The sequence below is a fragment of the Chryseobacterium culicis genome, from assembly GCF_900108365.1.
Taxonomy (GTDB): Bacteria; Bacteroidota; Bacteroidia; order Flavobacteriales; family Weeksellaceae; genus Chryseobacterium; species Chryseobacterium culicis.
In genome coordinates, this window is sequence record NZ_FNWQ01000010.1 from 62,022 (window position 1) to 81,160 (window position 19,139).

Below are 19,139 nucleotides of genomic sequence, written 5' to 3' on the forward strand. Positions count from 1 at the left end.
GGGAGTCTTTTTTATACAGATTAGCCAAGCGCTGGAAATTTAGAGTAAAGTTATGAAAAAAGCGGAATATTGCCCGTCTGAAATTTTTATTTTATTGCACATAATTCACAGGATATTTGGGAAAATTCTGCAATGTATTTAGTAATTTTTTGCTGTTATCCGGAAAGCAGAATTGCGGCATTACTGATTAATGAATTCCAGCACTTTCAAAAATAAAAAAGCACAACTGAAAGTTGTGCTTTTGATATTGTAAATTCAGATGTTACAATCCGAACATTCTTGCAAACATATCCGGGAATACCCCAAGAATAACAATTAAAACAATAACAACTACTCCAATAATGTTATAAGTAAGTGTTACTTTTTCTGATGATTTGAATGTTGATTCTTTGAAGAAGAACATTGCAATGATCAGTCTTAAATAATAAGCAATGGATAACGCAGAACCTAATACTGCTACCAATACTAAGAAAGCGGCACCGTTCATAGCCTGGGAGAATAAAGCAAATTTCCCCATGAAACCGGCAGTTAACGGAACTCCAGCCATTGAAAGCATAGAGATTGTTGCAGCTGTTGCTAATAAAGGTTCAGTTTTCGCCAATCCTTTAAAGGCTCCGAAAGAAGTTTCTCTCTTTAATTTCTCTACCCAGATCAGACACATGAAAACACCTACGGTAGATAAAGAATATGCAAATAAGTAAAATGCCAAATTATAGGTAGAAAGGCTTGTCATTCCGAAGAATACCAATCCGATATATCCTGCGTGGGATACTGAAGAGTAAGCCAGCATTCTTTTTGCATTCGTCTGAGCAAGACTCATAACGTTTGCTAAAAGTAATGTAATGATTAAGAATACTCCCAGAACATTAATCCATTCATGAGTAACCCCGGCAAAACCAAGCGTCATCAGTCTGAACAGGGCAAAAAATCCGGAGATCTTTACCACACTCGCCATAAAAGCTGTGATCAGTGAAGGAGAACCTGCATATACATCAGGGCTCCACATGTGGAAAGGTGCTAAAGCTACTTTGAATGCCAATGCACAAAGAATCAGTAATACTCCTAAAATGAACATTACATTTCCGGAATTAGCTACTCCGAAATCATGAATCTTGTAAAGATCAAAACTTCCTGCACTTCCATAGATGAACGCTATACCAAACAGTAAGAAACCTGTTGCAAAGGCACCCATAAGGAAATATTTAATAGAAGCTTCGTTAGATCTCAGATCAGTTTTGTTAGCTCCTGCCATTACATACAATGGAATAGAAAGGATTTCAACACCTAAGAACATCGTCACTAAGTTCTGATATCCGAAAAGGATGATCCCTCCACATAATGCAAATAGCATCAGTGCATATAATTCTGACTGGTGGCTTCTGTGGTTGCTGAACGCAAAACCTCCCAGGAAGAATAATAATAAAGTTGTTACGATTGATATTTTAGTGAATAATGCGGTATTGCCACTGTACTCATACATATGCTTGTAATGGTCGAAGAACGAACATTCCGGCATAAAACTTACATACAATGCAATGATTAATCCCAAAATCCCAATGTATCTTGCGAATTTTCCTTGTTCAAAAACTCCTGAAAATAACGCAATAACTGCCGTTAGGAAAACAATAATTAAAACACTCATCTCTTAAAATATCAAATTAACTTACCATTGATTGGTAGATAAACTTCACCGAACTACTCACCATGTCGATTACCGGTTGTGGGAAAATACCCAGTAAAATCACAAAAACCGCTAAACTTGCCAATACAGAAAATTCTACTCCTGATAAATCTTTTGCTGTACTTAAAACCGCTGCATCTCCTTCTCCGAACATTGCTTTTCCGTAGAATCTCAATAAATACACCGCACAAAGAATTACCGTAAGACCAGCAATTACTGCTGCTGTTCCGTTAAAATCATATACAGATTTCAACAAAATAAATTCTCCGATGAATCCATTCGTTAATGGAACTCCCATTGAACCTAATATAATGATCAGGAACAATACAGCAAATTTAGGCGCTACTTTAGCTAAACCACCCATTTGTCTGATGTCTCTTGATTTGAATCTCTTATATAAAATATCACAACAGTAGAATAATCCCACTACGTTGATACCGTGGGCAAAAGTCTGTACCAATGCTCCTTCAGCTCCTTCCACATTGAAAGTTCCTCTAAGAGTAACAACTGCAGAAGCGAAGGTCCCCGCTACCATCAGTCCTACGTGAGAGAAAGATGAATAGGCAATGATTCTCTTCATATCTGTCTGGATGATTGCAATCAAAGCACCGTGAACAATTCCTACAATGGCAAGAATGATCACAATCTGTCCTGAAATTCCGGCAATCGGAAGGGGAGTAATTGGAAGTAAGTACCGCATTACACCATATACTGCCATCTTCAGCATGATCCCTGATAATAACATGGATCCCTGAGTAGGAGAGTAGGTATAGGTATCAGGCTGCCATGTATGGAAAGGGAATACCGGTAATTTCACTGCAAAAGCAAAGAAAATAAACCAGAATACCACAGTCTGCTGTACTTCGTTAAGCTGGGCATTGTATAAATCTGTTAAAGCGAATGATGCAGAGTGGTTGTACACATAGATCAATCCTGCTAACATAAATAATGATCCCACGAAAGTATATACGAAGAATTTCGTAGTGAATTCAAACCTTTTATTCTCCTGTCCCCAAAGTCCGGCAATGAACCAAATTGGAATCAGCGTGACTTCCCAGAAAATGTAGAATAACAATCCGTCTAAAGAAGTAAAGACTCCTACAAGACCAAATTGCATTAACAGAATCAGTCCGTAGAATGTATTTCTGTAGTTTACATTTTCATTGAAAGATGATAAAATGATAATTGGAGCCAGAATATTGGTCAATATTAAAAGAAGCATGCTCATTCCGTCAACGCCGAAATGAAGAGAACTTTTAATAAATTGAGACCAAGGATAAGTGATTTCGTACTGAAGCTTACTGTCTACGGTCGGTCCAAAATTGAAATCCGAAAGCATGTAGAAGGTAAGGAGCATCTGTACCAATGCAATTCCAAGCGCCAAATATTTGCTGGAACTATTTTTCCAGGCAAAAACTAATCCCGAACCTACTAGAGGTAAAAGTAATAATGTTAATAACAAACAAGACATTATTATTGTAATAAAAAGTTAACAATTAATATAATTCCCACCGCTAAAGACATGATAAGGATATATGTCTCTACATTTCCGTTCTGTACACGCTTCATAGCTTTTCCGCTGTCTTCAGCACCATCACCTACAAAGTTTACAAAACGGTCTAAGATACCCTTATCAAACATTTTTCCTCCGCGTCCTAATCCTTCAACAGTTTTTACAATCAATGCGTTGTAAAGTTCGTCAACGTATAATTTCTTAGCAGAAAGCTTTTCCCATCCGGTATAGTTTTCCTCTGCAACAGCCATCTTTTTCTTACTTACATAAGTATTTCTAACGATGAACCATACAGAGAAGAACATAATTACTGTAGCTGCTAGTAAGATCATTTCAGTATTGAAAGGTACTCCTGAAAGAGTAGCTTCCATCTGGCTGAAGCTTTGTTCCGTAAGAACAGGCTTTAACCATTCCATCAGTTTAGCATAGTGGCCGTGACCGATGAAGTGAGGCAGGTTGATAAAACCTCCGATTACAGAAAGGATAGCCAATACGATCAATGGTAAGGTCATATTAGACGGGCTTTCATGTAAGTGGTGTTTCTGCTCTTCAGTACCTCTGAATTCTCCGTGGAATGTCAGGTAGTACAGTCTGAACATATAGGTTGCGGTGATTGCCGCTAAAACAAATAAGATGACCCAGTAAACAGGGTTTTTAGCGAAAGCTGCCACTAAAATTTCGTCTTTAGAGATCATCCCTGATAATAAAGGGAAACCTGAGATCGCTAAGGTTCCGATAAGGAATGTGGCATGCGTAAGAGGAATATATTTTTTAAGTCCTCCCATAAAACGCATGTCCTGCTCGTTGCTCATCGCGTGGATAACAGAACCTGCACCTAAGAATAATAATGCCTTAAAGAAAGCGTGTGTCATTACGTGGAACATTGCTGTAGTATATGCTCCAAGACCTAAAGCGATGAACATAAACCCAAGCTGTGAAACCGTAGAATATGCCAATACTTTTTTGATGTCGTTCTGACGAAGTGCATAGAATCCTGCCAAAGCAGCAGTCAGGAATCCGATGAATAAAATGACTCCCTGTACGGTAGGTGCCAAGGTAAATAAGAAGTTGGATCTTACTACCAGATAAATCCCTGCAGTTACCATCGTAGCCGCGTGGATTAAAGCAGATACAGGAGTAGGGCCGGCCATCGCATCCGGTAACCATGTATATAAAGGAACCTGAGCGGATTTACCGGTAGCACCGATGAATAAACTCGCTGTGATAAAGATAATCACTGTTCCGTCTAGTTCAAATTTGGAAGCATTTTCTGCTACAGAAAGGTAATCTACAGCATTGGTCTGTGAAGCGATCATGAAGATACCGATCAATAAAGCAAGGTCACCAATTCTGTTCATGATGAAAGCTTTTCTTGCTGCTTTTCCGTATTCTTCATTGGTATACCAGAATCCGATCAACAGGTAAGAACAAAGACCTACGCCTTCCCATCCAATGAACAGGATAAGGTAGTTGCTTCCCATTACTAAAAGTAACATAGAGAAGATGAAAAGGTTCAGGTAAGTAAAAAACTTATAGAATCCTTTATCATGGCTCATATATCCGATAGAGTATAAGTGGATCAGTGAACCGATACCCGTGATGATCATCACCATCATTAAAGAAAGCTGATCAATCTGGAACCCAAAATTGATTTGAACACCATTTACTCTAAACCATTCGAAAGCTTTTACAATAACAGGCTGGCTTTCAGAATTGAAATTCATGAAAATACTTACAGCAATACAGAAAGATCCGAAAACCATTGCAGTAGCTAAAGATCCAACTACTATTTTTGGAAGATTTTTCCCGAACAGCCCGTTAATAAGAAACCCTAAAAGTGGTAAAAGTACTATTGCATATACTAGATTCTCCATTCTTATCCTCTTAATTTATTAAATATACTCACATCTACAGAACGGGTGTTTCTATACAGCATTGCAATAATTGCCAGACCTACCGCTACTTCAGCAGCTGCTACCACCATAATGAAGAAAACTAAAAGTTGTCCGTCGCCGTTGCCTTTATACGCTGAAAAAGCTGCCAATAAAAGGTTTACTGAATTCAGCATAAGTTCTACACAGCCCAGAATCACAATAGCATTTTTTCTAAGCAATACTCCCATTACTCCCAAACAGAACAATACTGATGAAAGGATGATGAAGTATTCCAAAGGGACGCTTTGTATAAATGTATTTACTTCTCCCATAATTTTATAAATCTTTTTTACCGATTAATACCGCGCCTACAATACCTGCAAGAATCAGGATAGAAGCAAGCTCAAACGGTAAAACATATTCATTAAACAAAAGTCTACCCAGATTTTTTGTAAGACCTACACCTCTGTCTACATTATCTACCACAATGTGGTTCTCTCTTACTCCTCGGAAAACACCCAATACTCCTACCAAAAGAATACCTGCTGTAAAAACTCCAACAAATTTTAAAGTATTGTTCTTCTTACTTTCGTCTCCTTTATTAAGGTTAAGCATCATTAAGATGTAAAGGAAAAGTACCATGATGGCACCTGCATATACTATAATCTGGATAATTGCAAGAAACTGTGCATTAAGAAGAATGTACATCCCTGCAATTGAAAACATTGTAACAATTAATGACAAAATAGCATAAAGAGGATTTCTTGCAAATACAAAGTATACAGCACTTGCAACTGCTAAAAACGCCACCAAGAAAAATAAAAACTGATCCATTATTTTACCGCATTTTTTTGTTTCTCGGATTGTCTTGTCGTAATATCAATCCTTTCATTTATTTTTTCAACTAATTTATCTTTTCCGTAAATGAAAGAACCTCTGTTGGTTTCTACGTCTACCAGTCTGTCGGTAAGATAGATGGCAGATTTAGGACAAGCCTCTTCACACATACCGCAGAAAATACATCTTAGCATATTGATTTCATATACTGAAGCGTATTTCTCTTCTCTGTAAAGACCTCTTTCCTCTTTTGTTCTTTCAGCAGCAGTCATCGTAATGGCTTCTGCAGGACAAGCTACCGCACACAGTCCACAAGCTGTACATCTTTCTCTGCCTTCTTCGTCTCTTTTCAGAACGTGCTGGCCTCTCCATATTGTGGTTCTTGGCTTCTGTACTTCCGGATATGAATATACTGCGGGAGCACCCTTTATCACGGTTCTTACAGCATGCTTAAATGTAATCCCCATCCCTGTAAAGATAGCAGGAAGGTAGATTTTTTCAGCAAGGGTCATTTCTTTATTAGAAACAACTTTTGATCTGTTTGTAAGTTTCATTTATTTAATTTTTTTAGGCTGAACTTCTATTCAGCATTAAAAATATATTCTTATCTCTTAGTTTGCAAATGCTAAAATTACAGCTCCTGTAATCAACAGGTTTACCAATGCCATCGGGATTAATGTTTTCCATCCCAAGTGCATTAACTGGTCGTATCTGAATCTTGGAAGTGTCCATCTGATCCACATGAAAATCAGAATTCCGATTACTGTTTTTGTAAGGAACGCCACAATACTTAGAATTCCTGCTGTGTTTTCTCCCCAGTTCTGCGTTACCCATTCAATACCTGGATAGTTGTATCCTCCGAAGAAAAGAACTACCATGAAAGCGTTAGAAATAAACATGTTTACGTATTCTCCGAACATATATAATCCCAATTTCATAGAAGAGTATTCTGTAGAATATCCTGTTACCAATTCAGACTCACACTCAGGTAAATCGAACGGGTGTCTGTTGGTTTCTGCCAAAGCAGCTACAAAGAAAACAAGGAAAGCGATTGGCTGGTAAAAAATATTCCAGTTCATTCCGGAAACCCAAGGAATAACACCCCATAATTTTCCGGTAGTCTGACTTTCCGTAATTTGTTTCAGATCTAAACTTCCTGTCATCATGATGATAGAAAGAAGTGCCAACCCCATTGCCAATTCGTAAGAAATCATCTGAGAAGAAGCACGGATAGCACCTAGTAATGAGTATTTGTTATTCGAAGCCCAACCTCCGATCATAATTCCGTAAACTCCGATGGATGCCATACCGATGATGAAAAGGACACCAACGTCAATGTTTGCCACCTGAAGATCAAAAGAAGTACCTGCAATATTTAAACTTTTACCCCACGGAATCACCGCTCCTGTAATCAATGAAATAAACATTACCAAAGCTGGCCCTAATACGAAAAGAAATCTTTCTGCATTGGCAGGGGTGAAGTCTTCTTTAAAGAAAAACTTTCCACCGTCAGCCAGAGGCTGCAGCAATCCGAAAGGTCCGGCTCTGTTAGGACCAATTCTATCCTGCATGATAGAGGCAACTTTTCTTTCTGCCCAGGTAGAGTAGGCTGCGATCGTTAGTGACAGCAGGAAAAGTGCTAGTACAAGTATAAGTTTAAATGTAAGTAAATCCATTTTTTATTTAGATTTTAAGATGTCAGATGCTAGATATCAGATGGTCTGAAGTCTGAGGTCTGAAATCTGATGTCTTATTAATTATTTTTCGTCTTTTTCACTGATTTCTTTAGCCATAGGATTGTCTAAAACTCTTAGCTCATCTTTAGGCTTTTCGTAGTGGTTCAATGAAATTACAGAATGTCTGTCGATATGTCTAGGACCTTCAATATTCCAGTCTGACAAGGCTTTTCTTTCGAAACGGCATGTATCACAGATGAATTCTTCCACTTCACCCCACTGGTCTTTTCTGGCGGTAACTCTTACAATCTCATCACCTTTCATCCATACCACAGCTTTTCCTGAACACTTGTCACATTTGCAAGAAGCGTTCATCGGTTTTGTAAACCATACTCTGCTTGCAAAACGAGCGGTTCTGTCTGTCAATGCTCCTACAGGACAAACGTCGATAACGTTTCCAATGAAGTCATTGTCTAAAGCCTTATTTAAATAGGTTGAAATTTCAGCGTGATCCCCTCTGAAAAGGATACCGTGTTCTCTTGTTTCTGTAAGCTGATTAGCAGTCAGAACGCATCTTGCACAAAGAATGCAACGGTTCATATTTAATTTGATGTTCGGTCCAAGATCATCGGCTTCGTAAGTATTTCTTTCGAATTCTGTTCTTGTATTTTCCACACCATGTTCATACCCTAAATCCTGAAGATGGCATTCTCCGGCCTGGTCACAGATAGGGCAGTCCAGCGGGTGATTCACCAATAGAAATTCGGTTACCGCTTTTCTTCCTTCCTGTGCTTTCTCGGAAGTAAGGTTTTTTACTTCCATCCCGTCCATTACATTCGTTCTGCAGCTTGCCACTAATTTCGGCATAGGACGCGGATCTGCTTCAGATCCTTTAGAAACTTCTACCAGACAAGTTCTGCATCTGCCTCCACTGGTTTCCAGTTTGCTGTAGTAGCACATAGCAGGAGGTACAGATTTTCCACCGATTTGTCTTGCAGCTTCCAGAATGGAAGTGCCAGGCATCACTTCGGTAGTCTGTCCGTCTATAGTTATTTTGAATTTTTTAACTTCTTCGCTCATATTGTATGCTTTAAGCTTTATGCATTAAGCAATAGGCTTTGTTATTTATATTTCTTAGTATTAAATGTATATCCAATTCCTGCAAGGACCTGTCCGAAAACGAAATCCTGTTGGGCTTTGTCCGGCTTATTATTCAAGGTGGTTTTGATATCCCACATATTGATATAACCCGCTTTTCCTTCTAATCTTACCATCACATGGTCCCAAAGCACCAGGTTAAGACTGGCTCTCAGGTCGGTTCCCAGACCTGCTACGTGAAAACGGTCACTTCTTTCATTACCAAAAAGCTTTACATTACTTTTCGGAAACATAAATCCGATACCGGCTCCGTAAGACCAAACCAGGTCAACGTTTTTCTTGTTGATAAGATTCTGATATCTTTCAAGACCTAAGTTTTCATAGTTAAGTCCGTCTGTATGTTCAAAAGTAAGGAACTTCTCATCTGCCAGATTTACCTGTCCGTTCTGTACCATTGCGGCATATTCAGGATCGGAAATATGGCCTTTAAAATTAACTGTCTGGTTCTGATTCATCACATATTTCATGTGGTCTATCCCCAAAACAAGGGCTAAATTATCTTTAATAAAATATCCTGCTCTGAAATTGTACTGAACCACAGTAAACCATCCCGGATTGATATAAACAATACCAAACTTGGTAGGTCTGTCCTGTGCAGATACGTTATTCAGCTGAAAGTCGTAACCATTTCCTGTGAAACGGATATCAGAGTTACTGAACGCTGCTCTGTTCCATCCGAAGAAAACGAACATCTGTCCTTTCTTGCTTAAAGGTTCAGGCTTCTTTCTGGAAACCAGTGCTCCTTTATCTGAACTTCTATCTATTAAAGAATCCTTTTCTTTATTTTGTCCGAAAACAAAACTCGACATCATTAAGCCGACAACCAACAATTTTTTCATTTCACCTATGCGTTCTTTTCTACAGCCGGAATAGGATCTGCATAATGTGCCAATCCATAATTTTGTGTCTGAGACAATTCTGGGTTTTTCACGTGCCACTCGAATTCATCTCTGAAGTGACGGATTGCTGCTGCAACCGGCCAAGCTGCGGCATCACCCAACGGACAAATCGTGTTTCCTTCGATTTTTCTCTGGATATCCCAAAGCAAATCAATATCTTCCATTTTTCCTTCTCCTTTCTCGATTTTCTTTAAAATCTTGTACATCCATCCTGTTCCTTCACGGCAAGGTGTACATTGTCCGCAACTTTCGTGGTTGTAGAACCTTGCCAAAGTCATGGTATGTTCTACAATACACTGGTCTTCATCCAGAACGATGAAACCTCCTGAACCCATCATGGTTCCGGTAGCAAAACCACCATCAGCCAATGATTCATAGTTCATATATCTTGGCTCTCCGTTCACTGTTCTCAGCAATAAATTGGCAGGAACAATCGGAACAGAACTTCCTCCAGGAATACAAGCCTTTAATTTTTTACCATCTTTAATACCGCCGCAATATTCATCAGAATAGATGAATTCCTCTACAGTGATTGTCATATCGATTTCGTATACACCCGGTTTGTTGATGTTTCCACAGGCAGAAATCAGTTTTGTACCTGTAGATCTTCCCACTCCGATTTTAGCATACTCAGCACCTGTAATATCAATGATTGGAACTACCGCAGCAATAGATTCAACGTTATTAACTACCGTTGGTCTTTCCCATAGACCTTTTACAGCCGGGAATGGTGGTTTTAATCTTGGGTTACCTCTTTTTCCTTCAAGGGATTCCAGCAATGCAGTTTCTTCACCGCAGATGTATGCTCCACCACCTCTCTGTACATAGATTTCAAGATCGAAACCTGTTCCTAAAATATTTTTACCTAAAAATCCTGCTGCTTTAGCTTCTTCAATAGCTTCTTCAAGAATATCCGGAATCCATGAATATTCTCCACGGATGTAGATATAAGAAGTATTGGAACCTAAACAGTAAGAAGAAATCAGCATTCCTTCGATCAATAAATGAGGAAGGAACTCCATCAGATATCTGTCCTTGAATGTTCCGGGCTCAGATTCATCCGCATTCACAACAAGGTGTCTTGGAACTCCTTCCGGCTTGGCCAGAAAGCTCCATTTCATTCCTGTTGGGAATCCAGCTCCACCACGACCTCTCAGTCCTGAAGCTTTTACTTCTTCAAGAATTTCGTCAGGAGTCATTTTCAAGGCTTTTTCAGCAGCTGTGTAACCTCCCTGTTTACGGTAAGTCTCAAAGTAGCGAATACCTTCTATATGTGCGTCTTTAAGTAAAAGTTTTTTACTCATTGTATATTATGCTTTTAGCAGTCAGCTATTGGCTTTTGGCTTCTAACTTATGCTATTTTAATTTGTTAAAATTTATTTAGTCTAAAGCAACTTGTCCCTGTCTGCAAAGATCAAGGATTTCATCTACTTTTTCTATCGTTAAATTTTCATGAAAGAATTTTCCAAGCTGCATCATGGGTGCATATCCGCACGCTCCAAGACATTCTGCAGGCTTTAATGTGAACATACCGTCTTCCGTAGTTTCTCCGTCTTTAATGTTCAGCTTGGTTCTGATATGGTTCAGGATTTTTTCGCTTCCACATACCATACAAGGTCCTGTTCTGCAAACTTCCAATACATATTTACCTACCGGCTTCATATTAAACATGGTATAGAAAGTAGCTACTTCGTATACCTCAATAGGTTGGATACTTAATAGTCCGGCAACATAATCCATCACAGGAACATCCAACCATCCTCCGAATTCTTTCTGTGCCAGGTGAAGTACAGGCAGAAGAGCAGATTTTTGTCTTCCTTCAGGGTATCTTGCGATAATTTTGTGTACCTGTGCTAAACTTTCCGGTTTAAAAGCTATTGTTTCGCTCATTTTTTATCTAAGATTTCAGATGTCAGATTGTAGACATCAGATTTTTAAATTTATGTATAAAGCGAAGAGTCTAACATCTGAAATCTGATGTCTGACCTCTTCTTTCTTATGCGTCTAATTCTCCCGCAATGATATTCATGCTGCACATCGTTACAATGGCGTCTGAGATTACAGAACCTGTAATCATTTCAGGATATGCCTGATAGTAGATGAAACATGGTCTTCTGAAGTGAAGTCTGTAAGGACTTCTTCCTCCGTCACTCACAAGATAGAAACCTAATTCTCCGTTTCCACCTTCTACAGCGTGATAAACTTCTCCTTTAGGTACATCTGTTTCTCCCATTACGATTTTGAAATGGTAGATCAGTGCTTCCATTTTCTGATATACATCTGCCTTTTCGGGAAGATAGAAATCAGGGACATCCGCATGGAACGGACCTTCCGGAAGATTTTCGTATGCTTGTTTGATAATTTTGATTGATTCCCAGATTTCCTGCTGACGAACCATGAAACGGTCGTAGGTATCTCCTGAAGTTCCAACCGGAATAATGAAGTCGAAATCCTGGTATGAAGAATAAGGCTGTGCAACTCTTACATCGTAATCTACTCCTGCTGCACGTAAGTTAGGACCTGTGAAACCATAGCTTAAAGCTCTTTCTGCTGAAATTGCTCCTGTACCGATGGTTCTGTCCATGAAAATTCTGTTTCTCTCTAATAGGGTACAGAATTCTTTGAATCTTGGTGGGAAAGTTTTCAGGAAGTCTTTTAATAACTCATGGAATTTAGGAGTGAAGTCTCTTTCAAATCCTCCGATTCTTCCCATATTGGTTGTCATTCTGGCTCCGCAGATCTGCTCATACATATCGTAAATACGTTCTCTTTCGATGAACATGTAAGTAAGACCTGTAATAGCTCCTGAGTCCATCCCGGTTACCCCGTTACAGATCAGGTGGTCACCGATTCTTGCAAGCTCCATCAGGATAACACGCATATAGTCTACACGTTTTGGAACTTCTACGCCAATCAGTTTTTCTACTGTCATGTGCCATCCTAAGTTATTAATAGGAGCAGAACAGTAATTCATACGGTCTGTAAGGGTAGTGATCTGAGAATAGTTTCTTCTTTCAGAAATCTTCTCAAATGCTCTGTGGATATATCCTACTGTTTGCTCTGCATGAAGAATTCTCTCTCCGTCCATCGTTAAGATATTCTGGAAAATCCCGTGGGTAGCAGGGTGGGTAGGTCCCAGATTCAGGGTGTATAACTGTCCGTCAATCTGTTCCTTACTTTCGTACTGGTTTAGTATATTAGATAATGAGTTATCTTTCATAATTTAAATGCTTTAGGCTATAGGCTCTAGGCTTTAAGCTTATTGCTTGCTGCTTACTGCTTATGCATTATTTTTTATCTTCCGAACATACTATCGTTCTTGTCGGTCCTTGTACCGTCTTCAAGTCGATATTCCTTCAACATTGGGTGGTATCCCAGGTCTTCCATATTCAAAATAGGTCTCAGATCCGGGTGTCCTTTAAATTTAATCCCATAGAAATCATATGTTTCTCTTTCCATCCAGTTGGCTCCTGCATACAGATCTGTAAGAGAATCCACCTCAATATTTTCTCTGGACATGAAGATTTTCAGACGTAATCTGAAATTTGTCATCATATTGTGTAAATGATAAACAACTCCAATTTCCTTTTCCGGGAATTCAGGATAATGAATTCCGCAGACATCAGTAAGGAAATTGATTTCCAGTGATGAATCTTTAAGGTAGTGAATGATTTTCTTAATATCATCTTTCTTCACTTCAATGGTCAGCATTCCATAAGGTTCTGAGCTTGAAATGACAGATTCCGGAAATTCTCTTGTGATTGCTTCTAATACAAATTCGTTTGTCATTTCCGTTAGTTGCTTATGTTGTAAGAATCTAATAATTTCTGATACTCAGGCATGTCTCTTCGCCTGATGCTTTCGCTTTCTGCAAGAGCCTGTACCTGCATAACACCTTCAATGATCTGCTCAGGTCTTGGAGGGCATCCGGGAACATACACGTCTACCGGAATAATTTTATCAATTCCCTGAAGCACAGAATACGTATCAAAAATACCACCGCTGGAAGCACAGGCTCCAACTGCTACCACCCACTTCGGCTCAGCCATCTGGGTGTACACTTCTTTCAGGACAGGTCCCAATTTTTTCGATATAGTTCCGCAAACCATCAGCATATCTGCCTGTCTTGGAGAGAAAGAGTTTCTTTCCATACCAAATCTTGAAGCATCATATGTTGGGTTCAGGGTAGCCATAAACTCAATACCACAACAAGAGGTAGCAAATGGTAACGGCCAAAGTGAAAACTTTCTTGCCATCCCGATTACACTGCTCAGTTTTGTTGCGAAAAACCCTTCTCCTTCATATCCTTCGGGAGCAGGTGCATCTGTTCTTATTACTGGTTTTTTATCTGACATTTTCTTTTGTTAAATGTTTAAAGATCAAAGCATTTAGTAATTCAATCATTGGGTTCATTTTAACGATTAAATTGTTCAATCTTTTAATGTTAAAATTTATTTATCCCAATCCAGCGCGCCACGTTTCCAGACATAGAAAAATGCCATAAAGAATATCGCAACGAATGTAAGTACGGCAAGGAATCCTTCCATACCAAATTCTCTGAAGTTTACAGCGTAAGGATAAAAGAATACGATTTCAATATCGAATAGGACGAACAATACCGCAGTCAGGAAGTACTTGATAGAAAACGGCGTTCTGGCATTTCCTTCTACAGGAACTCCACATTCCCAGCTTTGGTTTTTTACAGAGTTTCCTTTTTTCTGCTGTGGGCCCAGAAAATGTGCACCAAGCAAAGAAACAGCTACAAATCCTACTGCTACACCAGCCTGGATAAGGATTGGAATATAACTTTCAGGTAAATTCATTTTTGCATTATTATCTCAATTTGCAAATTTAGCGAATAAACAAGAAAGCATGAAATTTATCAGCTTAAAAGTAGGGTGAAAATGAGTTAAATCGGTAATTTAGAATCAATAAAAATTAGCTTTTTATTATTATTTTTTTAGCGTGTTTTTCACCATTTTTTGTAGTGAGTACAGACAATAACACCCGTTAAAGTTACAAAGGGTGTTTATGATTTCTTTATGGAGAAAAGGTTTTGGCTGCCGGAAGACGAGCAAACCGAGGTTTTTCTTACTTATTTCTTCATTTTTTTCAGCAGGGTATATGCCATAAATGAGATATAGCCAAAAAGAATACTGGCAAATGCAATGTTGATGATAGTATTCATTCTGTCATCCTGCGACTGAAAAAAGAGATTATAACTGATAAATCCAGCGATTAAAACAGCAAATATGATGAGTTGTGGTTTCATGAAATTCAATTTAGCGTTAAAGTTGCGGTATTCCTCTTATCAGGATGGAAGCGCACTACTATCTGTTTACCTCCATAGAATAGGTCCTTCTTCTTTTGTGATTAACCGGATTGTAATCCTGCCACAATAGCTGAATACTTTTGTTCTCCTCCAATTCGGGATTGGTTTCAAGATATTTTACGCCTTTTTTTCTGAAGATATCCCAGATTTCTTTAAAAATAATAGAAGTTACTCCTCTTCTCTGATAATCCGGATGAATTCCGATCAGATAGAAATTTGCCCTGTCATTTTTCTTTCCGGCCTGCAGGAAGTGCCACCAGCCAAATGGAAACAGTTTTCCGCCAGACTTTTGCAAAGCTTTGGAATACGAAGGCATGGTAATGGCAAAAGATACAAGATGGTTGTTTTCATCAGCAATACACACAATGAAATCCTTATCAATGAGCTTAAAATATTTTTCTTTGTATGTTTTACGCTGCTCATCAGAAATAGGAGTGTAGGTGGAAAGATGCTTGTAAGTCTCGTCCAGAAGATCAAACATGGGATCCACATACTGAATGATTTCTTCTTTTGTCTTGAATTTCAATACTTTCAGCTTGTACTTTTCTGAAATAAGCTGATTGAATTTATGGATCTTTTCAGGTAAGGTTTCAGGAAAGATGATTTCAAACTCTACCCATTCCTTTTCTTTGACTAAACCCAGATTTTCAAGGTGTTTAGGATAGTAATTATGGTTGTAAATGCCGATCATGGTTGCCAGCTGATCAAAACCTTTTACCAGCATTCCTGCTTTATCAAGATTCGTAAAACCCATTGGCCCTTCAATCTTATCTATATTTTTTTCTCGGGCATAATCAACCGCCTTTTGAATAAGTGCTTTTGAAACTTCAGCATCATCAATAAAGTCTATCCATCCGAAACGTACCTTTTTAATTCCTAACTCTCTCTCTTCTTTGTGGTTGATAAGAACCGCAATCCGTCCCGCAATCTTATCGTTCTTATAGGCCATATACTGCTTTGCTTCCGAATATTGAAGCGCAGGATTTTCATCAGCATTCCAAATGTTAATTTCGTCATTGATAAAAGACGGAACATAGTAAGGATTGTTTTTGTACAAATCCATGGGAAACTTTACGAATTGCTTGAGCTGATCCGCAGTTTTTACTTCAATAATTGAAATTGTAGACATGTTTTTTGAGAGAAATTAGAGAACAAATATAAATAATATTATCTTATACTTTGGCACAGTTTTTACATGATTATGGGTGAAATTAAACACAAAATTTATTAAAAATGGTGGGTTATTATATCATTATTGGTATTTCGATGCTGGTGAGCTGGTGGGTTTCCTCCAGATTGAAATCTAAATTTGAATATTATTCCAATGTACACCTTCGAAACGGGCTTTCGGGGAAAGAAGTAGCGGAAAAGATGTTGAGAGATAACGGGATTAATGATGTTCAGGTAATATCAGTTCCCGGGCAGTTGACGGACCACTACAATCCGGCAGATAAAACAGTCAACCTTTCTGAAGGGGTTTATATGCAGAGAAATGCAGCGGCAGCGGCAGTTGCAGCTCACGAATGCGGGCACGCTGTACAACATGCGGTAGGATATTCTATGTTGAATTTACGTTCAAAATTAGTGCCTATCGTTAATATAAGTTCTAATCTGATGCAGTTTGTCCTTATTGCAGGTATCGCAGTGATGGCTGCATCAAGAACAATTGAAAATCCGAATGGAAATACAACTGTTCTTGCCATAGGAGTAGCAATGTTTGCGGTAACAACGCTATTTGCTTTTGTAACGCTTCCTGTAGAATATGATGCAAGTAACAGAGCAATGAAATGGCTTAAAGATACCGGAACGGTTACTGCAGAAGAATTTGTCGGTGTACAGGATAGCTTAAAGTGGGCCGCAAGAACATATGTAGTGGCAGCCTTAGGTTCTCTGGCGCAGCTTCTGTACTGGGGTTCTCTGCTTCTTGGTGGAAGAAGGGATTAATCATTAAATTCAAATGAAACATATTGCATCTCGGAAAGTTTTTCTGAGATGCTTTCTTTTTGGGCCAGCTTCAGAGAGGCTTTCAGAATGCAATTTTCTTGAGCATCAAAATTTAAAACTTTAGCATCAAATTTTGAAAGAAGCGTAAATATTGTGTTCTGCTGATTGAAGTTAAACTGAATTTCCACTTCAGTTTCCAGTTCTCTGGTTATGATATGGGCTTCTTCCAGTGTGATTTTGGCGGATTCTTTATAGGCCTTTACCAGCCCGGAAACGCCCAATTTGGTTCCTCCGTAATACCGTACAACAATAACAAGAATATTGGTGATCTCATTGGCCAGCAGCTGATTGTAAATAGGTAGTCCCGCACTTCCTGAAGGTTCGCCGTCATCATTGGCACGGTAATTTTCGCCGTTTAATCCCATTCTGAAAGCGTAGCAGTGGTGTGTAGCCTTAGGATGTTCTTCCCTGATTTTTTCCAGTGCATTTTTTAGCTCTTTTTCATTGGTTACCGGGAAGGCAAAGCCTATGAACTTGCTTCCTTTTTCCTTTAAGAGAGTATTTTCTATGGGTTTTTCTATGCTTTTGTATGCAAACGTCATTGAATTCCTGCTTTGTTTATGCAAAAATATTAAATGCTTTAGGATTCTGCACCATGATCATAAATTAAGCCGTCAAAATTTGACGGCTTATCTATTTTTTGATGTGAAAACAGACTTTTTACATTCCATCTCCACACAAATCCATTGGAATCAGGCACATGTAGCTGGTTGGACCGCAGAAATCCTGAGGACATTTGTCTCTGCATCTTGTAGGCTCTCCATTAGGCAGCGTACAAGTTACAAAAACACCGCCTTTAATGGTTTTCATATTGGCTCTGGATACTTTTTTCAAATTTCTCATAATAATATCTTTTTTTGGATTAGTAATATTAGCATGGGAATGTTCCGTCTGCCCACGGTGGTGGACAGCTCATACTCGAAGGAGTGGCACAGCAGTTCTGTAGCGATGGGGGATAATAAGAACAACATTCGGGGGCAATACCTCCCTGAATGGTCTTCAGTTCCTTTTTGGAAACTTTCTTTAGATTTTTCATAGTATTAATTTTTTTTGTAAAACTAATGTAATGAAATTATTTCATTTGTTGGTGATAAATTGTGTTTATTTTACTTTAAAAAATGAAATCGTGTTATCTCTGAATGTTTCGGTTTTCAAAGCTGTATGATTGAATTCCGGGGCTTTTGTGCCGTTTTCAAATTTCAGATTTTCATTTTTAATAATCATGGCTTCATCCCAAAGATTAGCATTGATGAATTGCTGCAGTGTAAAACGGCCGCCTTCAATAATGACAGACTGAATCTGTTCTTTGTATAAGGCCTCCATCAACTCGGGCAGGAAGTTATTTTTATCGATTTTAATAAATTGAATATGTCCTTCGATACATTCTTTCACGGAGTTTAAAACCAAAGTTTTTGCTTCTGCATTATAAATATTAAAGTCAGAAGGAACTTTTAAATCAAAATCAATTAGAATTCTTACAGGATTTACGCCTTCGGCATTTCTTACCGTAAGACTTGGGTTGTCATGTAAAGCGGTTTGAGTTCCTACTAAAATAGCATGTTCGTCAGCTCTTAACTGATGGACAAACTGATTCACTAATGAATTGGAAACAGCGGTTGGTTTAAAATCTTTATCCAGAAAGCCGTCACCGGATTCTGCCCATTTTAAAATAATATAAGGCCTTTTCTTTTCATGATAGGTGAAAAATCTTTTGTTCAATTCAATACATTCTTTTTCAAGAACTCCTGAAATGGCTTCAATTCCTGCCTCCTGAATGATTTTCTTTCCTTTGCCATTCACTTTATCATGGGAATCCATAGCGCCAATCACTACTTTTTTAAATCCAAGCTCTTTAATTTTTAAAGCGCAAGGCGGTGTTTTTCCATAGTGGGCACAGGGTTCCAGAGATACATAAATTGTTGATTCCGGAATAAGGTCTTTATTCTTTACGGAATTGATAGCATTGATTTCTGCATGGTTTTCTCCTGCTTTATGATGGTATCCTTCACCAATGATCTCTCCATTGTGTACAATCACACTTCCTACAAGAGGGTTAGGATAGGTATGGCCAAGGGCTTTCTGAGCCAGCTCAATACATCTTTGAATATAAAGTTCGTCGTTGTTCATATTGTATAAAAAGAAAAAGCGAAGACAAATTGCTTTGC

The 19,139-nt window shown here is 38.5% G+C and carries 22 protein-coding genes; 1 reads left to right on the forward strand and 21 read right to left on the reverse strand.

The features are described from left to right. Window positions 1–262: 262 nt before the first annotated feature. The 17 genes from BLW74_RS21840 to BLW74_RS21915 form a co-directional block, all read right to left on the reverse strand. Window positions 263–1,642, reverse strand: coding sequence for an NADH-quinone oxidoreductase subunit N (locus BLW74_RS21840; protein ID WP_089696977.1), 1,380 nt, complete (start codon window positions 1,640–1,642; stop codon window positions 263–265). Window positions 1,643–1,658: 16 nt separating this feature from the next. Then, window positions 1,659–3,152 carry a complex I subunit 4 family protein gene (locus tag BLW74_RS21845; protein WP_167358488.1) on the reverse strand — a complete coding sequence of 498 codons (1,494 nt, stop codon included), beginning with the start codon at window positions 3,150–3,152 and terminating at the stop codon, window positions 1,659–1,661. 2 nt (window positions 3,153–3,154) lie between these two features. Next, window positions 3,155–5,068, reverse strand: a complete 1,914-nt coding sequence (gene nuoL / locus BLW74_RS21850) for an NADH-quinone oxidoreductase subunit L (RefSeq protein ID WP_089696980.1) — start codon at window positions 5,066–5,068, stop codon at window positions 3,155–3,157. Between the two features lie 2 nt (window positions 5,069–5,070). Beyond that, complete coding sequence (gene nuoK, locus BLW74_RS21855; protein ID WP_089696983.1) at window positions 5,071–5,400, reverse strand: NADH-quinone oxidoreductase subunit NuoK; 330 nt, start codon at window positions 5,398–5,400, stop codon at window positions 5,071–5,073. A gap of 4 nt (window positions 5,401–5,404) precedes the next feature. Beyond that, window positions 5,405–5,902 carry an NADH-quinone oxidoreductase subunit J family protein gene (locus BLW74_RS21860; RefSeq protein WP_089696988.1) on the reverse strand — a complete coding sequence of 166 codons (498 nt, stop codon included), beginning with the start codon at window positions 5,900–5,902 and terminating at the stop codon, window positions 5,405–5,407. Then, window positions 5,902–6,459, reverse strand: coding sequence for a NuoI/complex I 23 kDa subunit family protein (locus BLW74_RS21865; protein WP_034693420.1), 558 nt, complete (start codon window positions 6,457–6,459; stop codon window positions 5,902–5,904). Before BLW74_RS21865 ends, BLW74_RS21860 begins: the two co-directional genes overlap by 1 nt. Before the next feature lie 57 nt (window positions 6,460–6,516). Beyond that, on the reverse strand, window positions 6,517–7,581 hold the full coding sequence (nuoH, locus tag BLW74_RS21870; RefSeq protein WP_089696991.1) for an NADH-quinone oxidoreductase subunit NuoH: 1,065 nt from the start codon (window positions 7,579–7,581) through the stop codon (window positions 6,517–6,519). Between the two features lie 81 nt (window positions 7,582–7,662). Continuing rightward, a complete protein-coding gene (locus tag BLW74_RS21875; RefSeq protein ID WP_089696994.1) occupies window positions 7,663–8,661 on the reverse strand; it encodes an NADH-quinone oxidoreductase subunit G in 999 nt (332 codons plus the stop codon). A gap of 41 nt (window positions 8,662–8,702) precedes the next feature. Next, window positions 8,703–9,578, reverse strand: coding sequence for a hypothetical protein (locus BLW74_RS21880; RefSeq protein ID WP_089696997.1), 876 nt, complete (start codon window positions 9,576–9,578; stop codon window positions 8,703–8,705). A gap of 5 nt (window positions 9,579–9,583) precedes the next feature. Beyond that, window positions 9,584–10,942: an NADH-quinone oxidoreductase subunit NuoF gene (nuoF, locus tag BLW74_RS21885; RefSeq protein WP_089697000.1), complete on the reverse strand. Its 1,359-nt coding sequence runs from the start codon at window positions 10,940–10,942 to the stop codon at window positions 9,584–9,586. 76 nt (window positions 10,943–11,018) lie between these two features. Then, window positions 11,019–11,528: an NADH-quinone oxidoreductase subunit NuoE family protein gene (locus BLW74_RS21890; protein WP_076597192.1), complete on the reverse strand. Its 510-nt coding sequence runs from the start codon at window positions 11,526–11,528 to the stop codon at window positions 11,019–11,021. Window positions 11,529–11,634: 106 nt separating this feature from the next. Continuing rightward, the gene (gene nuoD / locus BLW74_RS21895; protein ID WP_089697003.1) at window positions 11,635–12,858 is read right to left on the reverse strand and encodes an NADH dehydrogenase (quinone) subunit D; all 1,224 of its coding nucleotides are present in this window, start codon (window positions 12,856–12,858) and stop codon (window positions 11,635–11,637) included. Window positions 12,859–12,932: 74 nt separating this feature from the next. Then, the gene (locus BLW74_RS21900; RefSeq protein ID WP_089697006.1) at window positions 12,933–13,427 is read right to left on the reverse strand and encodes an NADH-quinone oxidoreductase subunit C; all 495 of its coding nucleotides are present in this window, start codon (window positions 13,425–13,427) and stop codon (window positions 12,933–12,935) included. Between the two features lie 5 nt (window positions 13,428–13,432). Then, complete coding sequence (locus tag BLW74_RS21905; protein ID WP_002983540.1) at window positions 13,433–13,993, reverse strand: NADH-quinone oxidoreductase subunit B; 561 nt, start codon at window positions 13,991–13,993, stop codon at window positions 13,433–13,435. Window positions 13,994–14,089: 96 nt separating this feature from the next. Continuing rightward, window positions 14,090–14,461, reverse strand: a complete 372-nt coding sequence (locus BLW74_RS21910; RefSeq protein ID WP_002983537.1) for an NADH-quinone oxidoreductase subunit A — start codon at window positions 14,459–14,461, stop codon at window positions 14,090–14,092. Between the two features lie 272 nt (window positions 14,462–14,733). Further along, window positions 14,734–14,910 carry a hypothetical protein gene (locus BLW74_RS22590; protein WP_167358489.1) on the reverse strand — a complete coding sequence of 59 codons (177 nt, stop codon included), beginning with the start codon at window positions 14,908–14,910 and terminating at the stop codon, window positions 14,734–14,736. A 58-nt stretch (window positions 14,911–14,968) separates the two neighbouring features. Beyond that, entirely contained in the window at window positions 14,969–16,099 is a 1,131-nt protein-coding gene (locus BLW74_RS21915; protein WP_089697009.1) for a GNAT family N-acetyltransferase, read from the reverse strand. A gap of 104 nt (window positions 16,100–16,203) precedes the next feature. Here BLW74_RS21915 and BLW74_RS21920 point away from each other — a divergent pair, with 104 nt between their 5' ends. Then, window positions 16,204–16,914 carry a zinc metallopeptidase gene (locus tag BLW74_RS21920; RefSeq protein ID WP_185097845.1) on the forward strand — a complete coding sequence of 237 codons (711 nt, stop codon included), beginning with the start codon at window positions 16,204–16,206 and terminating at the stop codon, window positions 16,912–16,914. Here the strand turns inward: BLW74_RS21920 and BLW74_RS21925 are convergent. The 4 genes from BLW74_RS21925 to ribD form a co-directional block, all read right to left on the reverse strand. Next, on the reverse strand, window positions 16,911–17,516 hold the full coding sequence (locus BLW74_RS21925) for an IMPACT family protein (protein ID WP_089697012.1): 606 nt from the start codon (window positions 17,514–17,516) through the stop codon (window positions 16,911–16,913). The genes BLW74_RS21920 and BLW74_RS21925 overlap by 4 nt on opposite strands. A 118-nt stretch (window positions 17,517–17,634) precedes the next feature. Then, window positions 17,635–17,817, reverse strand: a complete 183-nt coding sequence (locus tag BLW74_RS21930) for a bacteriocin-like protein (RefSeq protein WP_089697015.1) — start codon at window positions 17,815–17,817, stop codon at window positions 17,635–17,637. Window positions 17,818–17,845: 28 nt separating this feature from the next. Further along, window positions 17,846–18,010 (reverse strand): bacteriocin-like protein, encoded by a 165-nt coding sequence (locus BLW74_RS22275; RefSeq protein ID WP_139265778.1) that lies wholly within the window; start codon window positions 18,008–18,010, stop codon window positions 17,846–17,848. A gap of 65 nt (window positions 18,011–18,075) precedes the next feature. After that, window positions 18,076–19,101 (reverse strand): bifunctional diaminohydroxyphosphoribosylaminopyrimidine deaminase/5-amino-6-(5-phosphoribosylamino)uracil reductase RibD, encoded by a 1,026-nt coding sequence (gene ribD, locus BLW74_RS21935; protein ID WP_089697019.1) that lies wholly within the window; start codon window positions 19,099–19,101, stop codon window positions 18,076–18,078. Window positions 19,102–19,139 lie beyond the last annotated feature (38 nt).